The organism is Viridibacillus arenosi, assembly GCF_001955655.1.
GTDB classification, from domain to species: Bacteria; Bacillota; Bacilli; order Bacillales_A; family Planococcaceae; genus Viridibacillus; species Viridibacillus arenosi.
This window is the reverse complement of sequence record NZ_MSPW01000001.1, coordinates 333,391-358,696: the sequence shown is the minus strand read 5'-3', so window position 1 is coordinate 358,696 and position 25,306 is coordinate 333,391. Positions and strand designations below refer to the sequence as shown.

At 36.2% G+C, this 25,306-nt stretch carries 29 protein-coding genes; 28 read left to right on the top strand and 1 reads right to left on the bottom strand.

The window, feature by feature from the left end:
• Positions 1-39: 39 nt before the first annotated feature.
• The 23 genes from BK137_RS01690 (at position 40) to BK137_RS01580 (ending at position 19,310) form a co-directional block, all read left to right on the top strand.
• Positions 40-312, top strand: coding sequence for an HU family DNA-binding protein (locus BK137_RS01690; RefSeq protein ID WP_038190738.1), 273 nt, complete (start codon positions 40-42; stop codon positions 310-312).
• A gap of 552 nt (positions 313-864) precedes the next feature.
• Entirely contained in the window at positions 865-1,434 is a 570-nt protein-coding gene (gene folE, locus BK137_RS01685; protein WP_081730155.1) for a GTP cyclohydrolase I FolE, read from the top strand.
• Between the two features lie 61 nt (positions 1,435-1,495).
• Positions 1,496-1,717 carry a trp RNA-binding attenuation protein MtrB gene (gene mtrB, locus BK137_RS01680; protein ID WP_038190686.1) on the top strand — a complete coding sequence of 74 codons (222 nt, stop codon included), beginning with the start codon at positions 1,496-1,498 and terminating at the stop codon, positions 1,715-1,717.
• 101 nt (positions 1,718-1,818) lie between these two features.
• Entirely contained in the window at positions 1,819-2,607 is a 789-nt protein-coding gene (locus BK137_RS01675; RefSeq protein WP_051448851.1) for a heptaprenyl diphosphate synthase component 1, read from the top strand.
• A gap of 5 nt (positions 2,608-2,612) precedes the next feature.
• Positions 2,613-3,317, top strand: coding sequence for a demethylmenaquinone methyltransferase (locus BK137_RS01670; protein WP_038190684.1), 705 nt, complete (start codon positions 2,613-2,615; stop codon positions 3,315-3,317).
• Between the two features lie 20 nt (positions 3,318-3,337).
• Positions 3,338-4,312, top strand: coding sequence for a heptaprenyl diphosphate synthase component II (hepT, locus tag BK137_RS01665; RefSeq protein WP_038190681.1), 975 nt, complete (start codon positions 3,338-3,340; stop codon positions 4,310-4,312).
• Positions 4,313-4,403: 91 nt separating this feature from the next.
• Positions 4,404-4,823, top strand: a complete 420-nt coding sequence (gene ndk / locus BK137_RS01660; protein ID WP_038190677.1) for a nucleoside-diphosphate kinase — start codon at positions 4,404-4,406, stop codon at positions 4,821-4,823.
• Between the two features lie 179 nt (positions 4,824-5,002).
• The gene (locus tag BK137_RS01655; protein ID WP_038190675.1) at positions 5,003-5,773 is read left to right on the top strand and encodes a CheR family methyltransferase; all 771 of its coding nucleotides are present in this window, start codon (positions 5,003-5,005) and stop codon (positions 5,771-5,773) included.
• A 190-nt stretch (positions 5,774-5,963) separates the two neighbouring features.
• Positions 5,964-7,145, top strand: coding sequence for a chorismate synthase (aroC, locus tag BK137_RS01650; RefSeq protein ID WP_038190673.1), 1,182 nt, complete (start codon positions 5,964-5,966; stop codon positions 7,143-7,145).
• Between the two features lie 2 nt (positions 7,146-7,147).
• Positions 7,148-8,239, top strand: coding sequence for a 3-dehydroquinate synthase (aroB, locus tag BK137_RS01645; RefSeq protein WP_038190672.1), 1,092 nt, complete (start codon positions 7,148-7,150; stop codon positions 8,237-8,239).
• On the top strand, positions 8,236-8,598 hold the full coding sequence (aroH, locus tag BK137_RS01640; protein WP_038190663.1) for a chorismate mutase: 363 nt from the start codon (positions 8,236-8,238) through the stop codon (positions 8,596-8,598). The genes aroB and aroH overlap by 4 nt, the downstream gene beginning before the upstream one ends.
• Before the next feature lie 29 nt (positions 8,599-8,627).
• Complete coding sequence (hisC, locus tag BK137_RS01635; RefSeq protein ID WP_038190662.1) at positions 8,628-9,728, top strand: histidinol-phosphate transaminase; 1,101 nt, start codon at positions 8,628-8,630, stop codon at positions 9,726-9,728.
• A complete protein-coding gene (locus BK137_RS01630) occupies positions 9,725-10,825 on the top strand; it encodes a prephenate dehydrogenase (RefSeq protein WP_038190661.1) in 1,101 nt (366 codons plus the stop codon). The genes hisC and BK137_RS01630 overlap by 4 nt, the downstream gene beginning before the upstream one ends.
• Positions 10,826-10,841: 16 nt before the next feature.
• Positions 10,842-12,134 (top strand): 3-phosphoshikimate 1-carboxyvinyltransferase, encoded by a 1,293-nt coding sequence (gene aroA / locus BK137_RS01625; RefSeq protein ID WP_038190653.1) that lies wholly within the window; start codon positions 10,842-10,844, stop codon positions 12,132-12,134.
• A gap of 125 nt (positions 12,135-12,259) precedes the next feature.
• Positions 12,260-13,495: a tetratricopeptide repeat protein gene (locus tag BK137_RS01620; protein WP_038191192.1), complete on the top strand. Its 1,236-nt coding sequence runs from the start codon at positions 12,260-12,262 to the stop codon at positions 13,493-13,495.
• Positions 13,496-13,509: 14 nt separating this feature from the next.
• Positions 13,510-14,061 carry a ReoY family proteolytic degradation factor gene (locus tag BK137_RS01615; RefSeq protein ID WP_038190650.1) on the top strand — a complete coding sequence of 184 codons (552 nt, stop codon included), beginning with the start codon at positions 13,510-13,512 and terminating at the stop codon, positions 14,059-14,061.
• A gap of 48 nt (positions 14,062-14,109) precedes the next feature.
• Positions 14,110-14,559 (top strand): YpiF family protein, encoded by a 450-nt coding sequence (locus BK137_RS01610; protein ID WP_038190647.1) that lies wholly within the window; start codon positions 14,110-14,112, stop codon positions 14,557-14,559.
• A 155-nt stretch (positions 14,560-14,714) separates the two neighbouring features.
• Positions 14,715-15,218 (top strand): QcrA and Rieske domain-containing protein, encoded by a 504-nt coding sequence (locus BK137_RS01605; RefSeq protein ID WP_038190642.1) that lies wholly within the window; start codon positions 14,715-14,717, stop codon positions 15,216-15,218.
• A 21-nt stretch (positions 15,219-15,239) separates the two neighbouring features.
• Entirely contained in the window at positions 15,240-15,914 is a 675-nt protein-coding gene (qcrB, locus tag BK137_RS01600; RefSeq protein ID WP_038190639.1) for a menaquinol-cytochrome c reductase cytochrome b subunit, read from the top strand.
• Positions 15,915-15,955: 41 nt separating this feature from the next.
• Positions 15,956-16,723: a menaquinol-cytochrome c reductase cytochrome b/c subunit gene (locus BK137_RS01595; protein ID WP_038190636.1), complete on the top strand. Its 768-nt coding sequence runs from the start codon at positions 15,956-15,958 to the stop codon at positions 16,721-16,723.
• A gap of 195 nt (positions 16,724-16,918) precedes the next feature.
• Entirely contained in the window at positions 16,919-17,521 is a 603-nt protein-coding gene (lhaT, locus tag BK137_RS01590) for a lipoprotein heptaprenylglyceryl N-acetyltransferase LhaT (protein WP_038190633.1), read from the top strand.
• Positions 17,522-17,577: 56 nt separating this feature from the next.
• Complete coding sequence (locus BK137_RS01585; RefSeq protein WP_038191191.1) at positions 17,578-18,252, top strand: zinc metallopeptidase; 675 nt, start codon at positions 17,578-17,580, stop codon at positions 18,250-18,252.
• A 287-nt stretch (positions 18,253-18,539) separates the two neighbouring features.
• On the top strand, positions 18,540-19,310 hold the full coding sequence (locus tag BK137_RS01580) for a C40 family peptidase (protein WP_038190621.1): 771 nt from the start codon (positions 18,540-18,542) through the stop codon (positions 19,308-19,310).
• Positions 19,311-19,458: 148 nt separating this feature from the next.
• Here BK137_RS01580 and BK137_RS01575 read toward each other — a convergent pair whose 3' ends face one another.
• Entirely contained in the window at positions 19,459-20,325 is an 867-nt protein-coding gene (locus tag BK137_RS01575; protein ID WP_038190618.1) for a YitT family protein, read from the bottom strand.
• A 246-nt stretch (positions 20,326-20,571) separates the two neighbouring features.
• Here BK137_RS01575 and BK137_RS01570 point away from each other — a divergent pair, with 246 nt between their 5' ends.
• The 5 genes from BK137_RS01570 to BK137_RS01550 all read left to right on the top strand — a co-directional run bounded on the left by BK137_RS01570 (position 20,572) and on the right by BK137_RS01550 (position 24,545).
• Positions 20,572-20,907 (top strand): nucleotide pyrophosphohydrolase, encoded by a 336-nt coding sequence (locus BK137_RS01570; protein WP_038190615.1) that lies wholly within the window; start codon positions 20,572-20,574, stop codon positions 20,905-20,907.
• Positions 20,907-21,704 (top strand): 4-hydroxy-tetrahydrodipicolinate reductase, encoded by a 798-nt coding sequence (gene dapB / locus BK137_RS01565; RefSeq protein WP_038190612.1) that lies wholly within the window; start codon positions 20,907-20,909, stop codon positions 21,702-21,704. Before BK137_RS01570 ends, dapB begins: the two co-directional genes overlap by 1 nt.
• A gap of 16 nt (positions 21,705-21,720) precedes the next feature.
• Positions 21,721-22,125, top strand: a complete 405-nt coding sequence (gene mgsA / locus BK137_RS01560) for a methylglyoxal synthase (protein ID WP_038190609.1) — start codon at positions 21,721-21,723, stop codon at positions 22,123-22,125.
• A gap of 100 nt (positions 22,126-22,225) precedes the next feature.
• Positions 22,226-23,368: an N-acetyl-alpha-D-glucosaminyl L-malate synthase BshA gene (gene bshA, locus BK137_RS01555; RefSeq protein ID WP_038190606.1), complete on the top strand. Its 1,143-nt coding sequence runs from the start codon at positions 22,226-22,228 to the stop codon at positions 23,366-23,368.
• A complete protein-coding gene (locus tag BK137_RS01550) occupies positions 23,355-24,545 on the top strand; it encodes a CCA tRNA nucleotidyltransferase (protein WP_038190603.1) in 1,191 nt (396 codons plus the stop codon). Before bshA ends, BK137_RS01550 begins: the two co-directional genes overlap by 14 nt.
• Positions 24,546-25,306: the final 761 nt, after the last annotated feature.

Below are 25,306 nucleotides of genomic sequence, written 5' to 3'. Positions count from 1 at the left end.
CATGATTGAGTCAATGCCCCTTGAGAGGAGGTGAATGGTGTGAATAAAACAGAATTAGTTAACTCTGTTGCTGAAGCTGCAGGTCTTTCTAAAAAAGACGCTTCTAAAGCAGTTGAAGCAGTATTTGATACAATTCAAGAAGCTCTTACAACGGGTGATAAAGTACAATTAATCGGTTTTGGTAACTTTGAAGTACGTGAACGTGCGGCTCGTAAAGGTCGTAACCCACAATCAGGTGAAGAAATCGAAATCGCTGCTAGCAAAGTGCCTGCTTTCAAACCAGGTAAAGCGCTTAAAGATGCTGTCAAATAATAGTATCTAGGGTACATAGAACAGCTTTCTTCGGAAAGCTGTTCTTTTTGTTTGCTATTAGCTAGATTTTTTTAAATGAATTAGACACTAGAAATGAACAAGAAATTTATTATTCTTGTTCATTTCTAGTGTGAGGAGCAGGGAATTGTAATAATTCATGCTGTAATTTAGCGATTAAGATACTATTTGTTTTAGAATTATTCACTTTTTTAGTTTCGTATGTTATATAGTTATATAGCTTTTAATTGTAAAACGGAAAAATAAATAAGTTCTAGAATTAGTGGGTATTTAAGCGTACAGAGATATTCTCTACAAAACCTGCTATCTAGAATGGATGGATTAGGGATTACAACGAAAAGTGAATACATATGAAATTGCCTATTGAGTTAAGTAAATCAAAAAATTTAAAACTAATATGGTTTTGATAAAAAAGGTAATGGATAAATCACCAAAAATACCCGCTCTAATATTAGGCAAGGCATTTTGCATTTTGCTTTGATTGTGCTAACATCACAAGGTAACTAGTAATGTAGATATAATGGGGGATTAATGTTGACTACTACGGATTTAAATAAAATAGAACAAGCGATTAAAATGATTCTTGAAGCAGTTGGAGAAGATCCAAATCGTGAAGGGCTTTTAGATACACCAAAGCGTGTTGCAAAAATGTATCAAGAAATGTTCTCAGGATTGCATGAAGATCCAAAAAAATATTTTGAAACAGTTTTCCATGAAGGTCATGATGAGGTTGTCCTTGTGAAGGATATCCCGTTCTACTCAATGTGTGAACATCACTTAGTACCATTTTATGGTAAAGCGCATATTGCATACATACCAAAAGATGGCGTTGTAGCAGGTTTAAGTAAATTAGCAAGAACTGTTGAAACAGTATCGCATCGTCCGCAATTACAAGAACGAATTACTGCAACAATTGCTGATACCTTGATGGAAATGCTTAAGCCACAAGGTGTTTATGTAGTTGTTGAAGCAGAGCATATGTGCATGACAATGCGAGGAATTAAAAAGCCTGGAGCTAAGACTATCACATCTGTATCAAAAGGAATCTTTGAAGAAGACGACATAAAACGTTCAGAAATACTATCATTCATTCAAATGTCTTAAAATAGCCTTTTATTTGTGATATGATGAACAAAGGAAATAATGTAGCAAGGAGAATGTTGATATGTCTCAGAATGACTATATAGTAATCCGTGCAGAAGAAGATGGCGTTCACGTAATCGGTTTAACTCGCGGTACAGATACAAAGTTTCATCACTCCGAAAAATTAGATAGCGGAGAAATTATGATTGCACAATTTACAGAGCATACATCAGCTATGAAAATTCGCGGTAAAGCAGAAATTCATACAGCTTATGGCGTCGTAAACAGTGAAGCAAAAAAATAATCATAAACTTAATTTTTAAAAAAACTAGTATTGCACGAAAATAATATAAATGTTCGTAAAGTATATGACAACAGGAAATGAACTGAAATGGAGAAAAGTTTATGAATGCAACTATCATTGATAACAAAATACAAGAACTACAAAACAATATTTTAATGCAATTGCATCATAGAACGCTCCTCAAATATACAGGTCAGCCAATCGTTGAAAATGTGACATTGTTTTATCTATTGTTGCCATTTTTGAATGGTGAAATATGGACTAATGAGCAAGATGAAGTATCTACAACAATTGGTATTATCTACACTGCACTTCATGCTCATGACCAAATCGATGAAGTAGACGCTACATCGAAGGATCAACAATTAACGGTTTTGGCAGGAGATTTTTATAGTGGCATATATTATCAACTATTGTCTAAAATACCTAATATCGCTTTGATTCGCTCATTATCGGATGGTATCGTTGACATTAGTGAAAAGAAGACAGCTATCTATGAACCAACTATTCGACCTATAACAGATTGGTTGCATGCATTAACTGTCATCGAATCGAAGTCTATTGAACAATTTATGAAGCATTATTATTTTGACCAATATATACCACTAATGCAGCAAGGCTTATTATTAAATAGACTATCTTATGAATTGCGTAACTTACAAGAAACACATATGAAGACTCGCATAGTGGCAGCCATTGAGAAAAGTGAGCAGTTTACTTCTACGAAGAGATCAGCAGAGCGAATTTTAGAAGAGTTAGTATCAGAGCTTTCATCTACATTTACTCGAAGTATTTCAACTTCTCCATTTCTTCAAGATGAAGTGAAAACGCTCATTGTAAATCGCATGCCAAGAATTGCATGTGAACATCAAACGACGAGAGAAGGTTGAAAACAGTGTCGCAATCTAAAGAAGAACGCGTACATGAAGTGTTTGAGAATATCTCTGATAGCTACGACAAAATGAACTCTGTCATTAGCTTTCAATTACACAAAAAATGGCGCAAAGATACGATGAATCGTATGCAAGTGAAACCAGGCTCAAAAGCTTTAGACGTTTGCTGTGGCACGGCAGACTGGACGATTACTATGGCAGAAGCTGTTGGCGAAACTGGACAAGCAACAGGTCTGGATTTTAGTCAAAACATGTTAAATGTGGGCATTGAGAAAACAAAATCTTATCCTCAAATCAATCTTTTGCAAGGGAATGCCATGGAATTACCTTTCCCAGATAATTCATTTGATTATGTAACAATTGGTTTTGGGCTTCGAAATGTACCGGATTATATGCAAGTGTTGAGTGAGATAAATCGAGTATTAAAGCCTGGTGGTATGGCAGTTTGTTTAGAAACATCACAATCAGAAATTCCTGGTTACCGTCAATTATTTAGATTATACTTCAAATACATTATGCCGATTTTTGGTAAGCTATTTGCTAAAAGTTATAAAGAATATTCATGGTTACAGGAATCTGCGGATGAATTCCCAGGTATGAAACAATTGAAGAAAATGTTCGAGCAAGTAGGATTCGAAAATGTGAAATATAAAGCATATAGTGGTGGAGCTGCTGCTATGCATATGGGCTTCAAAAAAGAAAACTAGGTGGGAGAAGGTTTATTCACGTGGAAAAGATGAAGTTAAAACTACTCTATTCTGATTTGAAATCAGATATAGAAATCATCGAAAAAGAATTAGAAACAGCGTTGAATTCGTCTTCTCACTTCTTGAATGATGCTTCTCTTCACTTGTTAAAAGCTGGAGGGAAAAGAATTCGTCCCGTTTTCGTTTTACTTGCTGCTAAATTTGGTCAGTATGATATTGAAATGATAAAAAAAGTAGCAGTATCATTGGAGTTAATTCATATGGCTTCACTCGTTCATGATGATGTTATTGATGATTCGGAAATGAGAAGAGGAAGACCTACAGTTAAATCTCAATGGAATAACAGAGTGGCAATGTACACTGGCGACTTTATTTTTGCACGAGCACTGCAATATATTACTGATATCGATAATCCGAAAGCGCATCAAATTTTATCAGAAACGATGGTAGAAATTTGTGTTGGAGAGGTTATCCAAATCGAAGATAAAATGCAACTCGATCAAAATATGCGTGACTATTTTAGAAGGATTAAACGTAAAACCGCATTACTTATAGCATCTAGTTGCCATCTAGGTGCTGTTGTTGCGGGCGCAGACGAACGCGTTGCAAGCCATTTAAAGAGATTCGGTTATTTTGTCGGCATGTCTTTCCAGATTATCGACGATATTCTTGATTTGACATCAACAGACAAACAACTCGGTAAGCCGGCAGGAAGTGATTTACTACAAGGTAATATTACTTTGCCCGTTTTGTTAGTGAAAGATGACCCTACTATGCGTCCTCTCATTGAAAAAGCATTGGCTGGTACAATGACCGAAGATGAAAGACAAGAGTTTTTGGGGAAGATTCGTGAATCAGAAGCAATTAAGAAGGCGAAAAAGATAAGCGACACATATTTGCAAAAAGCATTACGTGAAGTTGAAGCTCTTCCGCAAAATTCGATCAAAAAATCCTTGCGTGATATCGCATTATATATGGGTAAGCGCAAATTTTAATACTATATGTTGAACTATCTGTCGGACAATGATAATATTTTACGGTGGGTATAAAACCTGTAAACATTTCTTAAGGAGTTGTATTTTAACAATGGCTATTCAAAAAACATTTCTAATGGTTAAACCTGATGGCGTTAAACGTCAATTAGTAGGTGAAATCGTAGATCGTTTCGAACGTAAAGGTTTCGAACTTAAAGGCGCTAAATTAATGCAAATTACTGAAGAGCTTGCAAAAAAACACTACGCAGAACATGCTGAACGTCCATTCTTCGGTGAATTAGTAGAATTCATCACTTCTGGTCCTGTATTCGCAATGGTATGGGAAGGCGAAAACGTAATCTCTGTAGCACGTTTAATGATGGGCGCTACAAACCCTGCTGAATCAGCTCCAGGAACAATTCGTGGAGATTACTCTACTACTGTTTCTCACAATGTTATTCACGGTTCAGATTCTTTAGCTGCAGCTGAACGTGAAATCGGTTTATTCTTCAACGAAAACGAATTAGTATAATTCATATTTTCAAAGCTGTTCGCAATTTTGCGGACAGCTTTTTTTCTCTGTTATTTTATAAGTTTAAAAATTCGAATAGATTTGTTTAAATTGTCAAACAAGTCTGCATTTCTACTATTTAAGTAATGACTTATATCCATTATAATAGAATTAGGTTGAAGGAGAGGGAAGATAAGCTTATGACGGATTACGAACAATTTGTAGAAAGTATTAAGAGAAAAACAAGTATTGACCTAGCTTTATACAAAGAGGCTCAAATGAAAAGGCGTTTAACATCTTTGTATGAAAAAAAAGGCTATAAAAGCTTCATCGATTTTTATAATGCTTTAGACAAAGATCGTGCACTATTAGATGAATTTTTGGATCGTATGACTATTAATGTTTCCGAATTTTATCGTAACGGCAAGAGATGGGAAGTTCTTCAAAACAAAATATTCCCTCGTCTATTACAGCAAAATAAGAAATTGAAAATTTGGAGTGCCGCTTGTTCTACAGGTGAAGAACCATATTCTTTAGCGATGACGTTATCAAATCATGTGCCATTATCCCAAATCTCTATTACAGCAACAGATTTAGACGAAAATGCCATTGCAAAAGCAAAAGCGGGTGTTTATCCTGAACGCTCTTTAGCAGAAGTACCAAATGATATCAAAGAGAAGTATTTTGATAATGATGGCTCTTTTTATAAGGTTAAAAACGAAATAAAAAAAACAGTCACATTTAAAAAGCATAACCTATTAAAAGATACATATGATCAAAACTATGATTTAATTGTTTGCCGTAATGTGATGATATATTTCACTGAAGAAGCAAAGGATCAAATTTACGATAACTTTAGTAAGTCACTTCGTTCAGGTGGCGTATTATTTGTAGGTTCAACAGAACAAATTTTTAATCCTTCTAGATATCAATTAGATATTGAGGATACGTTTTTTTATAGAAAGCTGTAAATGTTTTTATATATATAGGTTAACGAAAGGACGCTTTTCGCAATGAATGCGAAAGGCGATTTTTTCTAAAATAGGTAGAAAATCCAAATTAATAAGAGTTTGCAAAAGTTCAGTTTATTCACTGTTTTTTTGATTAAAATATGTTATAGTGAAAAACATATACTTTAGCGAGTTGAAGGGAGAAAGTGTTATGCGATATTTAACAGCAGGAGAGTCACACGGACCGCAATTAACAACAATCATTGAAGGGTTACCATCTCTATTGCCAATTACGGCAGAGTTAATAAATAAAGAATTAAAAAGACGTCAAGGTGGGCACGGTAGAGGTCGCCGTATGCAGATTGAAACGGATACAGTTGAAATCTTATCAGGCGTCCGCCATGGCAGTACTTTAGGCTCTCCAGTAGCGCTAGTTGTTACAAATGATGATTGGAAACACTGGACGAAAATCATGGGTGCAGAACCATTAGCAGAGGATGTTAATCCTGAAGAAATTAAACGTCAAATTTCTCGCCCTCGCCCTGGACATGCTGATCTAGTTGGTGGTATGAAATATGGTCATCGTGATTTACGAAATGTATTAGAGCGTTCTTCAGCTCGTGAAACAACCGTTCGAGTAGCGGTTGGTGCTGTAGCAAAAGCCCTTTTAGCAGAGTTAGGAATTTCAATTGTTTCTCATGTTACTGAAATTGGTGGAATTATTGCAAATCCTGAATCTACTGCTGGAAAATCGGTCGCTGAAATCCGCGCAATAATCGAAGAAGACGCATGCTATTGTGCAGATGCAGAAGCATCTCTAAAAATGGTTGAAGCAATTGATGAGGCTAAAAAAGCGGGTGATTCAATTGGTGGAGTTGTAGAGGTAATCGTAGAAGGTTTACCTGCTGGTATCGGTTCATACGTACATTATGATCGTAAATTAGATGCAAAACTAGCAGCTGCTATGTTAAGTATTAATGCATTTAAAGGGGTAGAGTTCGGTCTAGGCTTTGAAATGGCTCATCGCAAAGGTAGCGAAGTGCATGATGAGATTATTTGGTCTGAGGAAGACGGTTACACTAGAAGTTCAAATCGTCTAGGCGGTTTAGAAGGTGGTATGACAACAGGTATGCCAATTGTTGTCCGTGGAGTTATGAAGCCAATTCCTACTTTGTATAAACCGTTACAAAGTGTTGATATTGAAACAAAAGAACCATTTAAAGCAAGTGTTGAGCGCTCTGATAGTTGTGCAGTTCCTGCGGCTTCTGTTGTAGCAGAGCATGTTATTGCCTGGGAAATAGCAAATGCAGTAATGGAGCATTTCCATAGTGATCAATTACCACAGCTAAAGGAACAGCTTGCAGCGCATAAACAATATACGAAGGAGTTTTAACAATGAATATTCCAGTTAAAGCGAAATCCCATGCGTATGAAGTACAAATAAGTGCAAATAGTCTAACTGAAGCAGTTAAATCATTTGATCAACAACTCTCTAAGGCTGATAAAATTATTGTCTTTACAGATGAAAATGTATGGAAATTACATAGTGAACGCTTTACAGCGGAATTTCCATACCCATTTAAAGTGAATATATTAGCAGCGGGAGAAGATTGTAAAACATTTGAAAGCTTCTTTGCAGCACAATCATTTTTATTAGAACAAAAATGCACCCGAAAAACATTTGTTTTCGCATTTGGCGGAGGAGCAGTTGGTGACTTAACGGGGTTTGTTGCATCCACATTTATGCGTGGTATTCCATTTATTCAAATTCCTACTACGATATTAGCGCATGATAGTGCAGTTGGTGGTAAAACAGCTATTAATCATCCTCTAGGGAAGAATATGATTGGGGCATTTTATCAGCCCCAAGGAGTTTTATATGATATTTCATATTTAAAAACTTTACCAGAAAAAGAAGTGCGTTCTGGGATGGCAGAAGTGATTAAGCATGCACTTATTTCAGATGAAAAGTGGTTAGCGGAATTAATGTCTACAAACTCTATTTTGGATTTCAGTCAAGCTGACCTTGCTATGCACCTTGAGCAAGGTATTCGTGTTAAAGCTGGTATTGTTGCAGAAGATGAGGAAGAACATTCTGTTCGAAAGTTTTTAAACTTTGGTCATACATATGGCCATGCTATTGAGGCAGCCTCAGGTTTTGGTAAATTAGCACATGGTGAGGCAGTTATGATCGGGATGGTCTATGCACTTATTTTAAGTGAGCGATACGGTACAATACCTGCAACGGTTACTCGCTCCTTCATCGAATTTGCAATACGTAACGGCTACTCATTTGATGCAGTTAATCAGTTTACATTTGAACAACTACTAGACTATTTAATGAAAGATAAAAAAGCAGAATATGGCATCTTACAATTTGTTTTATTAAAGAAAATTGGTGAGCCGTTTGTTCAACAAATATCAATAGAAGAATGTCAAGAAATTGATGGTCTTCTTCGTGTGTTAATAAAGGAGGTGCTCGCGTGATTCGAGGAGTACGTGGAGCCATAACGGTGCAGTCTGATCAGGCGGCAATCGTTTTAGCAGAGACAGAGAAATTAATAGAAGAAATCGTAAAAGCTAATAATATTGTTGCAGACGATGTTGCATCAGTTGTCATTTCTACGACACCTGATATAGTTTCAGCATTCCCAGCGAAAGCAGTACGTACTATGGAAGGCTGGAGTTATGTGCCGGTTATGTGTATGCACGAGATGAATGTTCCTGATGCGTTGCCATTATGTATTCGAGTACTTTTGCACGTGAATACGGAAATTAGTCAGCAAGCGATTCGTCACATTTATTTAAATGACGCAGTTAAATTAAGACCCGATTTAGCAAAGTAATCAACTACTAAGGAAGAGGCGAACGTTCGATGAAATGGAAAGAACAAATCACAGGTATGAAAGCATATCAACCTGGAAAATCAATAGATGCAGTGAAAAAAGAATTTGGCTTAGATGAAATTGTTAAATTAGCATCAAATGAAAATCCATTTGGTAGCTCACCAAAAGTACGTGAATTTTTAGCAAATGAATCATTTAACTTCGCGTTGTATCCTGATGGTTATGCAACGAACTTACGTGCAGCGGTGGCTACTAAACTAGGCGTAGAAGAAAATGAATTAATTTTTGGTAACGGTTCTGACGAATTAATCAGTATTATTACACGTGCATTATTATATCCAGGTGTTAATACTGTTATGGCAAAACCAACATTTTCTCAATACGGCCTTAACGCAAAAATCGAAGGTGCTGAAATTCGTGAAGTACCTTTAGTAGATGGTAATCATGATTTAGATGCAATGCTTGAAGCAATTGATGACAATACAGCTGTTGTGTGGGTATGTAGCCCGAATAATCCAACAGGTGTAGTGGTAGAAGATGCACCATTACAAGCATTCCTGAAGAAAGTTCCGTCTGATGTATTGGTTGTGTTAGATGAAGCGTATTTTGAATATGTTACAAACGCTAGACATAAAGATACAATCCCTTATATTCAAGACTATCCAAATGTCATTATTTTAAGAACGTTCTCTAAAGCATATGGTCTTGCTGCTTTCCGCGTAGGATATGGTATTGCCAATAAAGAATTAATTGCAAAATTGGATCCAGTTCGTGGTCCTTTTAATAACACAGTTTTAAGCCAAGCGATCGCACAAGTCGCATTAGAAGATGATGCATATATCGAAAAATGTCGCGAGGAAAACAATAAAGGTAAAAAACAAATCGAAGAATTTTGCGGAAAAAATAATTTACATTTTTTTACAACTGATACGAATTTCATTCTAATGGAAGTGAAAGTTGACAGTGATGTTGTTTTCCAAGAATTGATGAAACGGGGTTTCATTATCCGTAGTGGTAATGCACTAGGTACACCAGGTTATATTCGTGTGACAATTGGTACACAAGCTCAAAATGAGGGTTTCTTAACACAATTAGAAGTAGTATTACAGGAGCAAGGAGTTTTTTCATGAAACAAACTGTTCTTGTTGTAGGGCTTGGCCTAATAGGTGGATCGATAGCATTAGCTCTACAAAAATCACCGAATGTCCGAGTGATTGGCTTTGATGCCAATTCAGACACATTACAAAGTGCAAAAGTACTTGGCGTCGTCCAAGATGTTACGAAAAATCCTGAAGAAACAGCAAAAAAAGTAGATATTATTATTTTTGCAACACCTGTAAATGCTACGCTAGAATGGATGGAGTCTCTTAAATCTTGGGAACTTCCAACTGCTACAATTGTGACAGATACAGGTAGTACAAAGTCATTAATTATGGAAAAAGCATTTGAGCTTCGCGAAAACGGCATTACATTTATCGGAGGCCACCCTATGGCAGGGTCCCATAAAAGTGGTGTATTAGCGGCCAAGCCTTATCTATTTGAAAATGCGTATTATATGCTCACACCTTTAGAAGGTGAGGACGAAGAAAAGATTAATATACTGCAGAATTTACTGCAATATACTAGCGCTAAATTAATGCGTGTTTCAGCTTCTGAACATGATCATATGACGTCCGTAGTAAGTCATTTTCCACACATAGTGGCAGCTTCTTTAGTTCATCAATTACATGCTGAGGGAGCTGATAACCCTATAACAAAAATGTTAGCAGCAGGGGGCTTTCGAGATTTGACACGAATTGCGTCTTCTAATCCTATTCTATGGCGCGATATAACGATGCAAAATCGTCAACAAATTGCAGGGCAATTGGCTGAGTGGCAAGCTGAAATGAAACGTGTAGAGGACCTTCTGATTACGGGAGAGGCAACTCAGATTGAGGATTATTTTGCAAAAGCTAAATCGGTGCGTGATGAGTTACCGATTAGTTCACAAGGTGCAATGTACATGACCTATGATTTATATGTAGATGTACCTGATTATCCTGGTAGTATTGCTGAAATTACAGCTTATCTAGCTGAGGAACAAATAAGTATTACGAATATTCGTATCGTGGAAACGCGAGAAGATGTCTTCGGTATTTTAGTTGTTAGTTTCCAAAATGCAGAAGATCGTGAACGTGCTGCTGCTTGTATACAAAAGCGCAGTCCATACGAAATTTATATTTCATAAAGGGTAGGTGAATAGAATGGTGAAGAGTAAATCTTTAGATTACAATAAGCCAACATTACGTGGGAAAATAACGGTTCCAGGTGATAAGTCAGTATCTCATCGTTCTATTATGTTCGGCGGAATTGCGAAAGGGCGCACGACGGTAAGTGGTTTTTTACTTGGTGATGATTGTTTAAATACAATTGCTTGTTTCCGTAAATTAGGTGTACAGATTGAACTTGATGGTACAAATGTCGTAATCGAGAGTAATGGCATGGCTACTTGGCAGGAACCAACTGATATTTTATATACCGGAAATTCTGGTACAACAACCCGCTTAATGCTCGGTTTACTGGCGGGCTCTAATGTCCATACAGTTTTAAATGGCGACGAGTCCATTGCTAAGCGTCCGATGAAACGTGTTATAAATCCATTACGAGAAATGGGTGCTAAAATAACAGGGCGTATGGATGGTCAATTTACGCCTCTTGCAATTCAAGGTACGAAGCTACAGGCAATAGACTATACAATGCCAGTGGCAAGTGCACAAGTGAAGTCCGCGATTTTATTAGCTGGTATTAATGCAGAAGGAACGACAGTTATTCGCGAGAAGGAAGTATCACGTGACCATACAGAGCGTATGCTTCGTCAATTTGGTGCAGAAATTACTAATGAAGATGGCATTGTGTCACTAAAAGGTGGTCAACAATTGACTGCTACTCATGTCGCTGTACCTGGCGATATTTCTTCTGCAGCGTTTTTCCTTGTTGCGGGAACGATTGCTAAAAATAGTGAAATAACGTTAGAGAACGTTGGTTTAAATCATACACGCACAGGTATTATTGAAGTATTGCAAGAAATGAATGCCAATATGTCGATTGAAATCGATGATGAATCAGCTTCTGAACCAACTGGAACTATCACTGTTTCGACTTCTGAATTGCAAGGTACGACAATTGGTGGCGACGTTATTCCTCGACTTATCGATGAAATCCCGATTCTTGCATTATTAGCAACACAGGCTAATGGACAAACTGTTATTAAAGATGCAGAAGAGCTGAAGGTAAAAGAAACAGACCGTATAACAGCAGTTGTGGATGAATTGAAAAAGCTTGGCGCAGATATAGTGGCGACAGATGATGGTATGATTATTAATGGACCAACACCTTTAACTGGTAGTACTATTCGAACATATGGAGATCACCGTATTGGCATGATGGGAGCAATTGCCGCACTTATTACTAAAGGTGCAATAGAGTTAGATGATGCTGATTGTATTGCAGTCTCTTACCCAACATTCTTTGAAGATGTACAAGCTGTAATTAATTGAATAAAATAAAAGCGAAAACTCTCCGCAAAATAGGAGGGTTTTTCCTTGTACATAAAGAATTTGTCATGTAGCATAATGATTGAAATTAATGAGAATAGGTGAAGCATTTGGATATTCAAAACAAAATGATAGAAGTAATTGAGCAAGGAAATTTAGAAGGTATACAAGATTTAATGGAACAGCTTAAAATGCAGGCTGATCCAAATGTACAGTATGAAATTGCTGAGCTGTTAGTAAATTACGGTTTTTTAACTGAAGCAGATCAATTATTTGGGCATTTACAATTTTTGTTCCCTGAAGAAACACAATTAAAAATTGACCGTGCTGTGTTGCTAATGGACATTGGAAATGAGGACGAGGCATTAGAAATGTTTATGTCTGTGCGTCCAGACGAACCAGAATATCCTCAAGTTTTATTAGCATTGGCGGATTATTATCAAATGCAAGGACTATATGAGGTCGCTGAACAACGTATTAACGAGGCATTAGAATTACTACCTACTGAACCTTTATTGCGTTTTGCAAAGGCAGAGCTCCTTTTAGAGCTAGGTCGTTTAGCTGAAGCAGCACGTCTTTATGGTGAGCTATACGAGGAACAAGAAGAGATTGCGGGTATCAGATTAGTTGAACGTCTTGCAGAAGTTCATCGCACGGGTGCGGCGTTTGAAGAAGCATTAACATATTATTTGAAAGCCCTTGATTATCATGTCGCACCTGATCTTTTATTTGGAGCAGCTTATTCGGCGTTCCAAACCCAAATGTATGAAACTGCAATAAAACATTTAGAAGAGTTAAAAGAAGTAGATCCAGATTATTTTGCAGCTTATTTATTATTAGCTGAGAGTTATGCAATGCAAGAAGAAAATAAAAAAGCATTGGAAATAATTCAAGAAGGCATCAAACGTGATGAATATGACAAAGAATTATATTTATTTGCCGGAAAGATGGCTTTGAAGAATAGTTTACCAAAAGAGGCTGAACAATATTTACGCGAAGCGGTTGCTCTTGATGGAGAATATATGGAAGCCATTTTAACGCTCGTTTCACTGTTAGCGCAAGATGAACGTGATGAAGAGGTTGTTGAATTAATCGAAATATTACGTAACGATGACTTCGATTGGTCTACATTATCTGCTTTTGCGGCACAATCTTATGACCGCCTAGAAGATTATAATCGTGCATACGAATTTTATACTTTGGCATATAATGACCATAAGGAAGATCCAGCATTTTTAGAAAAGTACGCGTATTTCTTAATCGAAGATGGCAAACGTGGGGAAGCTCACGAAGTCGTAAAACGATTAGTAGCACTACAGCCTGATGAGCCGACTTGGTTGGATCTCTTACAAACTTTCGAGTGAGAGGGGGAATCGGTATGACCGCTTCCGTTTCTGTGATGGATAAAAAGGTTTTCGTTCATTGGTTTTTAAAACGTTATCAGTTAAAGCGACGTGAATGTGTCTGGATTTTAAATTATTTACTTGGCCATGATGAATTGCTAGAGCATGTACATTTTGTTGAGGAAGCACATTATTGTCCACGAGCAATGGTCATGTCAACGACTGAATCATCTGGTATTCCATTTCGATTTTATAAAGGAAATATTATGACAGCAGACGCTGAGAAATCATTCCACGATTTGAGGATGCACCCAGAAGAAGAAATGTATATTCAACTTAATTTCCCTAAATTACCACCAAGTAGCGAATACTTAGCGGTTCTTGAAGAGAACCCTCATATGCCAAAGTATTTGCACATTAGTGAAAAGGACCGCATGTTAGCAGAGGAAATATTGAACGATAGCATGAAGTCTTTTAGGGAAGAAACAATTTTAAAGCAAATCGATGAAGCCTTAGATAATAATGATAAAGAGAAGTTTTATGAATTATCAGCATTACTTAATGTCTTAAAAAATGTGAATGAATAGAAAAAACTTCATCCTTTAGATGAAGTTTTTTCTCGGGAGGAAATAAAAATGTTTTGGATTGGCAAAGATGTAGAAGTATTCGCAGCGCAAAAGGAATTTATAGACACAGCAATCGTGCCACTAACAGTTATTGATGGATCGTCAACGGGAATGAAGCAAAGCGCATCAGCAGCAGAATTTTTAATGTCGTTAACAGCTTTTGTTGAACAACAATTTAAAGGACGAGTTATGGTAATGCCACCATTTACCTATACGAATAGCATGGTAAAGAAGGATTATATTCAGTCAATAGACCAAGAATTAAAATTGGCTGGTTTTAAATATATCTTTTATATGACTTCAGATCATAGTTGGACAAGCGAAGTGCCTGAGCTATCTGTGTTGTGGCTACCATCTATTCCACTTGGTGATATGGATCAATCAGTAAAACAGTCAGTACTAAGTGATCAGATTCGACAAGTAGTACCAATGCTATCAGCTAAATGGTCTGAGCTGTAAGTTTCTTTCATGAAATGTTCACAAATCATGACAAAAGTGTCGAATGCGTTATTGACCTTCCATTTTGATTGATATATCATAGATATGTCCTAGTATTACTATTTTGTATAAGTTTGTCCGTTGGACTTACCTTTAAAGTTAGAGGGGGGAAAAGTATGAGTAACAATCGTGTAACAAGACGTCAATTTCTAAACTACACACTAACAGGTGTTGGTGGCTTCATGGCTGCTGGTATGTTAATGCCAATGGTTCGCTTTGCAGTTGACCCGGTATTACAGAAAAAAGAAGGCGGAGATTTCGTATTAACTAAGCAAAAAATCTCTGAATTAACAGAAACTCCTGTTAAAGTTGACTTTACTTTTGAACAAGTTGACGCTTGGTACAAATCTGATGTTACAAGTACAGCGTGGGTTTACAAAGAAGGCGACAAAGTTATCGCTCTTTCACCTGTATGTAAGCATTTAGGATGTACTGTAAACTGGGAAGGTGACCCAGCACACAAAAACCAATTCTTCTGCCCTTGTCACGCTGGCCGATATGAGAAAACTGGTGAGAACATCAAAGGTACACCACCACTTGGGCCGTTAGATGAGTTCGAAGTAAAAGCAAAAGACGGTCTATTAATGATCGGAAAAACAAGACCAAATACTTTAGTTTAAATGTAAGGGGGTACGACATCAGTGCTAAATAAAATCTATGATTGGGTCGATGAACGCTTAGATATCACACCAATTTGGCGCGATATAGCTGACCACGAAGTGCCAGAGCACGTTAACCCTGCACATCATTTTTCTGCATTCGTATATTGTTTTGGGGGCTTAACGTTCTTCGTTACAGTTATTCAAATCCTTTCAGGTATGTTTTTAACAATGTACTATGTTCCGGATATTGAAAATGCATGGAAATCTGTTTACTACCTTCAAAATGAAGTAGCATTCGGTGAGATTGTGCGTGGTATGCATCACTGGGGAGCTTCACTCGTAATTGTTATGATGTTCCTACATACATTACGTGTATTCTTCACAGGTTCATACAAAAAACCTCGTGAACTTAACTGGATTGTTGGGGTTCTAATTTTCGCAGTAATGTTAGGTCTTGGCTTTACAGGTTACTTACTTCCTTGGGATATGAAAGCATTATTCGCAACAAAAGTAGGTATTGAAATTGCTGCATCTGTACCATTTATTGGTCAAGCAATAAAAGTTTTACTTGCCGGAGATGCAACTATCCTCGGAGCACAAACATTAACAAGATTCTTTGCGATTCATGTATTCTTCTTACCAGCTGCTTTGCTTGGGTTGCTTGCAGCACACTTTGTAATGATTCGCAGACAAGGTATTTCAGGTCCATTATAAAATTTTAATGAACTTGAAGAATTACTAAAGGAGGGGACACAATGCATCGCGGAAAAGGAATGAAATTCGTAGGGGATTCTCGTGTGCCTTATAAGGCAAACAGAACTAAAACTCCACCAGACTATTCCGAATATCCGGGAAAAACAGAACCATTCTGGCCAGACTTTTTACTAAAAGAATGGATGGTTGGTGCTGTATTCCTAATTGGTTATTTAATCTTGACTGTTGCTCACCCGTCTCCACTTGAGGCGCAGGCTGATCCAACAAACACAGGTTATATACCTTTACCGGACTGGTATTTCTTATTCTTATACCAATTATTAAAATATGAATACGCTTCAGGTCCATATAACATTATCGGAGCTATGGTAATACCGGGTATCGCTTTCGGAGCCCTATTATTAGCACCATTCTTAGATAGAGGTCCAGAACGTCGCCCAATGAAACGCCCACTTCCAGTAGCGTTTATGTTATTAGCAATTGCTTCTATGATTTTCTTAACTTGGGAATCAGTAGTTAACCATGACTGGAAAGCAGCTGCAAAACAAGGTGCGATTGTTGAAACAGTCGAATTCGATAAAGAGTCTGATGGCTATAAAGTTTATGCTGGACAATCTTGTATTAACTGTCATGGTGAAAACCTTGAGGGTGGTGCAGGTCCATCATTAATGAACACAGGCTTAACTGCTGATGAAGTTGTTAAAATCGCTCATGATGGTATTGGTGGTATGCCTCCAGGCCAATATAAGGGTTCTGATGAAGATCTTCAAAAGCTTGCTGAGTTTATTGAAAGCTTAAAAGCTGAATAATACGTAATCAATTAAAAGAGTCAGGTAACTGGCTCTTTTTTAATTTTCAGTTGTATTGTCATAAGGTATATTTAAAATGATTATCATATGCATAACCGCAAATATCACTTATACTATTTATATACAAGTGAATGATACTAATTTACTTGTAAATACTAAATAATACATATTTCATATTGAAAAAGGAGTTATAATATGCCTACTATTGTTTCGAAATGTTGGGTCATACTAACACATCGTTCGTTTTTATGGCTTTTATTAATTATCAATGTGGTCGGTACAATTTGGGGCTATGATTGGTATGGCTGGCAATTAGAAATGACTAAACCAATATTTCTTATTTTTGTGCCAGATAGTCCTACTGCAAGCCTCTTTTTTAGTATAGCAATTGTCGGATGGTTGCTTGGACGACATTGGAAATTAATCGAGGCACTCGCTTTAATTACGCTTGTTAAGTATGGTCTGTGGGCTGTTGTGATGAACATTTGGGCACTTTTTGAAGACGGTTCAATTGGCTGGATGGGATGGATGTTAATCTTTTCTCATTTCATGATGGCTGTTCAAGGGATTCTGTATTTACCTGCTTACCGCTTCTCATTTATCCATGTATGGGTTGCGGCGATTTGGACTTTGCATAATGATGTCATTGATTATGTTTTTGGCCAAATGCCAATTTATCATATGTTGTCGGATTATGTTCAAACTATAGGTTACTTCACATTTTGGTTGTCAATTTGTTGTATATCACTGGCATTTTGGACAGCTAAAAAAAGCTTTTCATTTGCTCAAAGGTCATAGACACTTTAAAATAATAGTAAGCTAGTATTAGGAGGATGGTTAGTTTGTCAACTGCGATGTATATCGTGTATTTTATCGTATTATTACTGTTACCGATTTACGCTCAAATGAAAGTAAAAAGAACGTACAAACGGTACTCACAAGTTCGTTCAACTTCTGGAATGACAGGTGCAGAAGTTGCAAGATTAATCTTAGATCAGAACGGGTTAAGTAATGTCCGCGTAGTAGAGCAACAAGGTTTTTTATCTGATCACTATAATCCAGCAACAAAAACAGTTGCTTTATCTACTCATAACTATCATGAAGCATCTGTAGCAGGAACTGCTGTTGCTGCCCATGAATGTGGACACGCAATTCAACATAAAGAAGCGTATTCATTTTTGACTTTGCGCTCTAAATTAGTTCCTGTAGCAAATATTTCTTCAAATGCATCATGGATTTTCATTATGATTGGTTTAATTGCAACTATTCAACCTTTGTTACTAGTAGGGATCGTATTACTTGCAGCGGGAGTTGTATTCCAATTAGTTACATTACCAGTTGAATTTGATGCTTCAAAACGTGCGATGAATCAAATTGTTGAACATGGTATTATTCGGAACGAAGAAGAACCATATGCAAGAAAAGTTTTAAGTGCAGCAGCATTAACTTATGTTGCAGCGGCTGCGACAGCTGTAATGGAATTACTACGTCTAGTGTTAATTTATACGGGTATGAATAACGAAGACTAAAATTAACTGTACTACTACAAAATGGAAGACCTTTGAACTGAGAAATCAGTCAAAGGTCTTTTTTGTTATAATAATGGGAAAAAATGAGATTTAAAATACATAAAATCAAAATTATGTTATAAAACTCTGTTTCTTTGTAGTCAAACTGTAATATATCTGTAATTGAAATAGCGTTGTTTATTACAAAAAATTTCTGTAAAGTAAGTCTTGTAGAAAAAAACAGTTACTAAATTACAAAAATAAATCAACCTATAATAGTTTGAATAAATATTGGAGAGTTTAAATCAATGAAAAAGAAAAATCTATTTACAGCAATTACAGCAGGTACATTAGCTTTAACGATTTCATTTACAGGGTTAACAAATGGTCAACAAAATACAGCTTCTGCAGAATCATTAACAACTAATAATGAAGTACATAAATCAAATGCAATTACAATGGTTGCTAGTTCAAAAGCTACTAAAATTAGTGGAAAATACAAAACAACAGCAGCATTAAATATGCGTACTAGCGCAAAAACAACTTCGAAAGTTCTTTTAACTGCTAAAAAAGGTGCTGTCGTTAAAGCATCTTATAAGAAAAAAGTTAATGGTACAACTTGGTATAAAGTTTCATATAACGGTAAAACAGGTTGGATGTCTTCAGCATATTTAAAGAAATATAAAAAAGTAAGCAAAGTTTCAAATAGTGCTACTGGATCAGATATTATTGATGCTGGTAGAAAATACTTAGGAGTTCCTTATGTATGGGGAGGCACTTCACCTTCTGGATTCGATTGCAGTGGTTTCACACAATATGCGTATAAACAAGCTGGACAAGGTAGTATTCCTCGTAACAGCCGTGCGCAGCGTGCAGCAGCGGCATATACAAGTAATCCTCAAGTTGGAGATTTAATATTCTTCTCTGCAAATCCCGGTGGAGATTACATTACACACGTAGGATTATATGCAGGTAATGGTCAAGTTTTACATGCTGCAGGTAACAAAGTTCAATATCAAAGTATTGCAAAAGGCAGTTACTGGGGTCCGCGTATCATGAGTTATGGTACTTTCCGTTAATATAAAGTCAAAGCCCGCAACAGTGGAAAAATTCCAGTGTTGCGGGCTTTTTTCTATGATTTTAGATTGTGTGTTTTACTTCTTATGAATTTTGAAATTCAATATAAAAAAGCAGATATAGTTGTACTATCTGCTTTAGAAAAAATAATTAATCGATTGGTTGCTTCTTATCGTCTAATGTAAAACCCTCACCAATTACATCATGAACTTCTGAGACAGAAACAAATGCATGAGGATCAACGGATTGTATAATACTTTTTAACCTAAATAATTCGTTTTTTGCAACGACACAGTAGATAACTTCACGATCTTCTTTAGTGTAATGACCATAACCTTTTAAAATCGTGACGCCTCGTTCCATTTGTTTAGTTATACGGTCAGCAATTTCATCTTGTTTTACGGAAATAATAATTGCTCCTCGTGCAGCATACGCACCATCTTGTACGAAGTCAATTACTCGAGCACTGACGAAGACAGCTACCAGTGTATACATCATTGAACGGGAATTAAGAAAAGTTGTCCATGACAGTACAATAACAACAGCGTCAAACATGAACATTGTTTTTCCCATCGGCCATCCGATATATTTATTAACTAGACGTGCAATAATATCAACACCTCCAGTAGTACCGCCATATCGGAATATAATACCGAGTCCAGCACCTAGGAAAACACCTGCGAATAATGCAACTAAAAACATATCGTCTTTCAAACCAATATCAACCTGATAAATTTGGAAGATTTTCATGAAAACAGAGACTGATACTGTTCCAATCAATGTATAAACAAACATTTTACGTCCTAGTAATTTCCAACCGAGTATAAACATCGGTACATTTAGTACTAAGTTCATCAATGCTGGATCCCATTTAAAAACGAAGTACAAAATTAAAGTAATCCCTGTAAAGCCGCCTTCTCCTAGTTCATTTTGAACGTTAAAATTAATAAATCCAAAACTGAAGATAGCTGCACCAAGAATGATAAAGAGTACATTTTTAATTTTAATATTTGGCATTTAATTTTTCACCTCATTTTTGGTTAGTAGACTGTATAATAGAAAGGGCTAAAAGAAAAACTGATTAAGTAGTTAATCCATTAACTATTTGATTTACAATAGTGAGAGGTCTTTGACGATCGCTCTTGAGAAATCATATGGAAGAGTTTACATATTTTCTTTTATAGAAATATATTATCATGTATTTTCGACATTTTGACAACAACAAGTATTATTGATTACGATAGATAGAGGAGAGTTGTATATATGAGCAAGGAAGTAACAATGCAACAAATGCAAAAACAAGTAGATGATTATATAGGACAGTTTAAAGAAGGCTACTTTCCGCCATTTGAATTATTAGCACGATTGACGGAGGAACTTGGCGAATTATCAAGAGAAGTGCAAAATGTCTATGGCATGAAAAAGAAAAAGCCTACAGAAGCAGCAAAATCATTAGAAGAAGAATTTGGAGACTTTTTATTTGTCCTCATTTGCTTTGCTAATGCAGAGAATATTAATATGGCTGATGCTTTACAAAGAGTTTTACATAAATTTGAAACGCGCGATAAAGATCGCTGGACTAGAAAGGAAGAGAATTAATGACAATTCGTGTTGCAATAGCTGGGCCAAGAGGTAAAATGGGATCCGAAGCTGTACATACAGTAATGAAGAGCGATCAAATGGAATTAGTAGCGGTACTAGACCATAGAGAAATTGCAAATTCACTGGAGAATTATACAGAATTCCCTAATACTTATCATGTACCTGTTTTTAGAAATTTAGAAGATTTATTTAGAACGTCGAAACCAGATGTTTTTGTGGATTTAACGGCGCCTGAAGCTGTGTATAAGCATACGAAAGTAGCACTACAAAATGGTGTTCGTCCAGTTATTGGTACGACTGGTTTTACAGATGAACAATTAGAAGAATTAACAGAACTATCCGCTAATTTACAACTTGGTGCCATCATTGCACCAAATTTTGCAATAGGTGCAGTTTTAATGATGAAATTTTCACAAATGGCAGCAGCTTATTTACCAGAAGTCGAAATAATTGAAATGCATCATGATAGAAAATTAGATGCTCCTTCAGGTACGGCGATTAAAACTGCCCAGTTGATACAAGAAAATAGAAGAAGTCACAAACAAGGACATCCAGATGAAGTAGAAACACTTCCAGGTGCTAGAGGTGCTGATTTTGAAGGTTTACGAATTCATAGCGTACGTCTTCCTGGACTTGTAGCTCATCAGCAAGTACTATTTGGTGGAGAAGGACAATTACTCACTCTACGCCACGATTCATTTAACCGTAACTCATTTATGTCAGGTGTAAAGTTTTCAATTGAAAAAGTAATGGAACTAGATGAATTAGTATACGGCTTAGAAAATATTTTATAAGAATGGAATGAGCTCTGTGAAAATAACTTTAATCGCGCATGATAATAAAAAGGATAGTTTAATCCAATTCGTAACAGCATATCGTGATATTTTAGCCGAACATAGCTTATATGCGACAGGAACGACAGGACAGCGTGTAATTGATGAAACGGGTTTACCAGTTACAAGATTCCGTTCAGGGCCTCTTGGAGGAGATCAACAAATTGGTAGTATGATTGCTGACAATGACATGGATATGATTATTTTCTTCCGAGACCCATTAACAGCACAACCACATGAGCCAGATGTTTCAGCTTTAATTCGCTTATGTGATGTCTATCAAATTCCTTTAGCAACAAATATGGGGACTGCTGAGGTCTTACTTAAAGGTCTACAAGAAGGTTTTATAGATTGGCGTTTAATAGAAGAACGAAGAAATTAATGCCTTCACCAATGACTAACTGTTAAAATGAATTAATTCCCGCGAGTATTTAAATAAATATTCTATAAAAATAGATGCAAGTAAGAAAGGAAGTGGTCGGGTGCGTAAAATGAAAATTGGTATAACTTGTTATCCGACCGTTGGAGGCTCGGGTGTTATCGCTACTGAGCTTGGTAAGATGCTGGCTGAGAAAGGTCATGAAATTCATTTCATCACTTCTAGCATGCCTTTTCGCTTAAATAAAATTTATCCAACTATTTTTTATCATGAAGTTGAAGTAAATAGTTATTCCGTATTTCAACATTCTCCGTATGATATTGCGTTAGCAAGTAAAATGGCAGATGTTATTAAAAGTGAGAAACTAGATGTGCTGCATGTGCATTATGCTATTCCACACGCTGTATGTGCTGTGTTGGGACGAGATATGGCTGGTGAAGATGTCGGTATAGTTACAACGCTCCACGGTACTGATATTACGGTATTAGGATATGATTCATCACTTACTGGCGCAATCCGCTATGGTATTGAAAAATCTGATATTGTAACAGCAGTTTCGGATTCCTTGAAGAGTCAAACTTATGAACTAATCGAAACAAAAAAAACAATCGAAACAATTTATAATTTTGTTGATGAACGGGAATATACACCAAAAGATGGCACACAATTAAAGCGAGATTTTGGCATATTGGATAATGAACGGGTACTAATACATGTATCGAATTTCCGAAAAGTAAAGCATATTCCAGATATTATAAAAACATTTATTCAAGTGAGAACGCAAATGCCTGCCAAATTACTACTTGTTGGAGATGGACCTGAAAAGCATCGAATTATGGAAGAAATAAAGAAATGTCCATTTGTAAATGATATTTTGTTTTTAGGAAAACAAGATAATTTATCTGAGCTTTATGCGATGAGTGATTTGAAATTACTCATGTCTGAAAAAGAATCGTTTGGCCTTGTTTTATTAGAGGCAATGGCTTGTGGAGTACCTGGTATTGGTACGAATGTTGGCGGTATACCAGAAGTGATTGAACATGGTCAGAATGGTTATATAGTAGAGTTAGGTGATACAAATCAAGCAGCTACATATGCTATCGATCTACTACAAGACGAAAACAAATTACAATCTTTCCGTGAAGCGGCAATTTATAGAGCAAATCATTGCTTCCATTCCTCAAAAATAGTGGAACAATACGAGGCTCTCTATGCGAAGGTGGCGCGGAAAAATGAAGTTAGATGAGAATTGGCAAGCTGCTTTTGAAATCGTACAATCCTTAGAGAAGTTTGGTTATGAAGCGGTTATTGTTGGAGGCGCAGTAAGAGATTATTTACGAGGCCAATTAGCCAATGACGTCGATATTGCAACGAGTGCTTTACCTGAAGAGGTGAAGACTGTTTTTTCCCGTACTGCAGATGTCGGTATCGCACATGGAACAGTATTAGTTATTCATCCTCTTAGTCCTGTAGAAGTCACAACATATCGAACAGAAGGAGAGTATGCAGATCATCGTCGTCCTAATGATGTGCAATTTGTACGTTCCTTAGAAGAAGATTTAAAACGTCGTGATTTCACTATTAATGCTATGGCTATGCGTGGGTCTAAAGAAATAGTAGATCTATTTGGTGGACAAAGTGATTTATCATCTCAAATAATACGAGCTGTGGGAAATGCTAGTAGTCGTTTTAGTGAGGATGCACTGCGAATGCTTCGCGCAATTCGATTTAGTGCTCAGCTCGGCTTTGCTATTGAAGAAGAAACTTTCAAAGCGATCCGTAATCAAGCAATAGATATAAGCTTTATTGCAAAAGAACGAATAAAAATAGAATTTGACAAAGTGTGGACAAGTTCAAATGCGCAAAAAGCGATTCGTTACCTAAATGATACGAGGCTTGTCGACCATTTACCTGGGGATTTTTCGAAGAATGTGGAGTATTGGAGTACTTTCGAAAGCTTTGGAAATCCAGTTAATGGATGGGCGTTTTTCATTCTATTACAGCAGGATGAAAATGCTGTCCAACTTTTAAATACATTTAATTGTTCAAACAAAGAAAAAAATTATGTGAAACAAGTATTACAAGCTTATGAAATTAGGACTACTACTGGATGGACTTCGAGTGACTATTTTGAGTTTGACTTTCCAATATTAGAAATTGCAAATGATTTTGCGATAAAATTCTACCATACTAATGACAATTTAAAACGATCCGAAATTGTACAGAAAAAGAATGCACTAGCAATTCAATCTCGTTCTGAAATTGTCGTCAATGGACGAGACTTGATTGAGTGGAGCGGTAAAAAAAGTGGACCGTGGTTAAAAATGGTGATTGATAAAATGGTTGATGAAATACTATTAAATAAACTTGTAAATGATCGACAAAAAATAAAAGATTGGTTTTTGAATGAGTATACGAGTTAGGATCCAAAACGCTTCTATACAAGCATTCTAAGCTCAATTAATTTATTGAATTCCGAACAGGTGACTAAAAAGCGACCAAATTAAAAAACGTCGTCTATTAAGTCACCTGTTTTTGCTTTGTCTTTTTTGGTCAAATGACTATAAGTATTTAATGTTTCCTGAATGAAGGAGTGCCCTAATTGTTCCTGAATAATTTAACAGTTTACATTTTGAATTACCATGTATTGTGTCCAAGAGTACTATAATCCACGGATTTAATTTTTCAGATTCATTTATTAATTCATTTTTAAGTAATAAGAATAAGTAGTTCTTGTACCTACTTCAATATGTGCAGCGATTGTTTCGATTTTTGAATTATATAATTATTCTTCATTTACCTCGCCAAAGGAATATTGTCCTTTTACTCCAAAGTAATCAGTTAAAATTATTACAGAATCTAATTTAGGATCTACATCCCCATTTTCCAAAAGACTAATAGAACTTTTACTTAATTTTGTATTATATTCCATATGCCGATAAGTTCGGCTACTAAGGAATTAAGAGAACAAGAATGAAAAGAGAAAGATCTGACAACTCCGTTAAAAGTGTTGTCCCTATTTTTCAAATCTAGCGAACTATATCAATTATCAGGAATAATCTTTAGGGTAAAAGCATCTATTGATAGAAACATAGTTTTAGTACATCACAAAAGTTCGTAAAGCATTATTAAGTGTTATAAGTGTGTATAAACAGGGTAAAGTAGAATGCTTATAGTCATTCAT

Coding starts and splice junctions, on each gene's coding strand:
- mtrB (WP_038190686.1), top strand. CDS start 1,496: ATGTCTCAGAATGACTATATAGTAATCCGTGCAGAAGAAGATGGCGTT.
- BK137_RS01675 (WP_051448851.1), top strand. CDS start 1,819: ATGAATGCAACTATCATTGATAACAAAATACAAGAACTACAAAACAAT.
- ndk (WP_038190677.1), top strand. CDS start 4,404: ATGGCTATTCAAAAAACATTTCTAATGGTTAAACCTGATGGCGTTAAA.
- BK137_RS01655 (WP_038190675.1), top strand. CDS start 5,003: ATGACGGATTACGAACAATTTGTAGAAAGTATTAAGAGAAAAACAAGT.
- aroC (WP_038190673.1), top strand. CDS start 5,964: ATGCGATATTTAACAGCAGGAGAGTCACACGGACCGCAATTAACAACA.
- aroB (WP_038190672.1), top strand. CDS start 7,148: ATGAATATTCCAGTTAAAGCGAAATCCCATGCGTATGAAGTACAAATA.
- hisC (WP_038190662.1), top strand. CDS start 8,628: ATGAAATGGAAAGAACAAATCACAGGTATGAAAGCATATCAACCTGGA.
- BK137_RS01630 (WP_038190661.1), top strand. CDS start 9,725: ATGAAACAAACTGTTCTTGTTGTAGGGCTTGGCCTAATAGGTGGATCG.
- aroA (WP_038190653.1), top strand. CDS start 10,842: ATGGTGAAGAGTAAATCTTTAGATTACAATAAGCCAACATTACGTGGG.
- BK137_RS01620 (WP_038191192.1), top strand. CDS start 12,260: ATGATAGAAGTAATTGAGCAAGGAAATTTAGAAGGTATACAAGATTTA.
- BK137_RS01615 (WP_038190650.1), top strand. CDS start 13,510: ATGACCGCTTCCGTTTCTGTGATGGATAAAAAGGTTTTCGTTCATTGG.
- BK137_RS01610 (WP_038190647.1), top strand. CDS start 14,110: ATGTTTTGGATTGGCAAAGATGTAGAAGTATTCGCAGCGCAAAAGGAA.
- BK137_RS01605 (WP_038190642.1), top strand. CDS start 14,715: ATGAGTAACAATCGTGTAACAAGACGTCAATTTCTAAACTACACACTA.
- BK137_RS01595 (WP_038190636.1), top strand. CDS start 15,956: ATGCATCGCGGAAAAGGAATGAAATTCGTAGGGGATTCTCGTGTGCCT.
- lhaT (WP_038190633.1), top strand. CDS start 16,919: ATGCCTACTATTGTTTCGAAATGTTGGGTCATACTAACACATCGTTCG.
- BK137_RS01585 (WP_038191191.1), top strand. CDS start 17,578: ATGTATATCGTGTATTTTATCGTATTATTACTGTTACCGATTTACGCT.
- BK137_RS01580 (WP_038190621.1), top strand. CDS start 18,540: ATGAAAAAGAAAAATCTATTTACAGCAATTACAGCAGGTACATTAGCT.
- BK137_RS01575 (WP_038190618.1), bottom strand. CDS start 20,325: ATGCCAAATATTAAAATTAAAAATGTACTCTTTATCATTCTTGGTGCA.
- BK137_RS01570 (WP_038190615.1), top strand. CDS start 20,572: ATGAGCAAGGAAGTAACAATGCAACAAATGCAAAAACAAGTAGATGAT.
- dapB (WP_038190612.1), top strand. CDS start 20,907: ATGACAATTCGTGTTGCAATAGCTGGGCCAAGAGGTAAAATGGGATCC.
- BK137_RS01550 (WP_038190603.1), top strand. CDS start 23,355: ATGAAGTTAGATGAGAATTGGCAAGCTGCTTTTGAAATCGTACAATCC.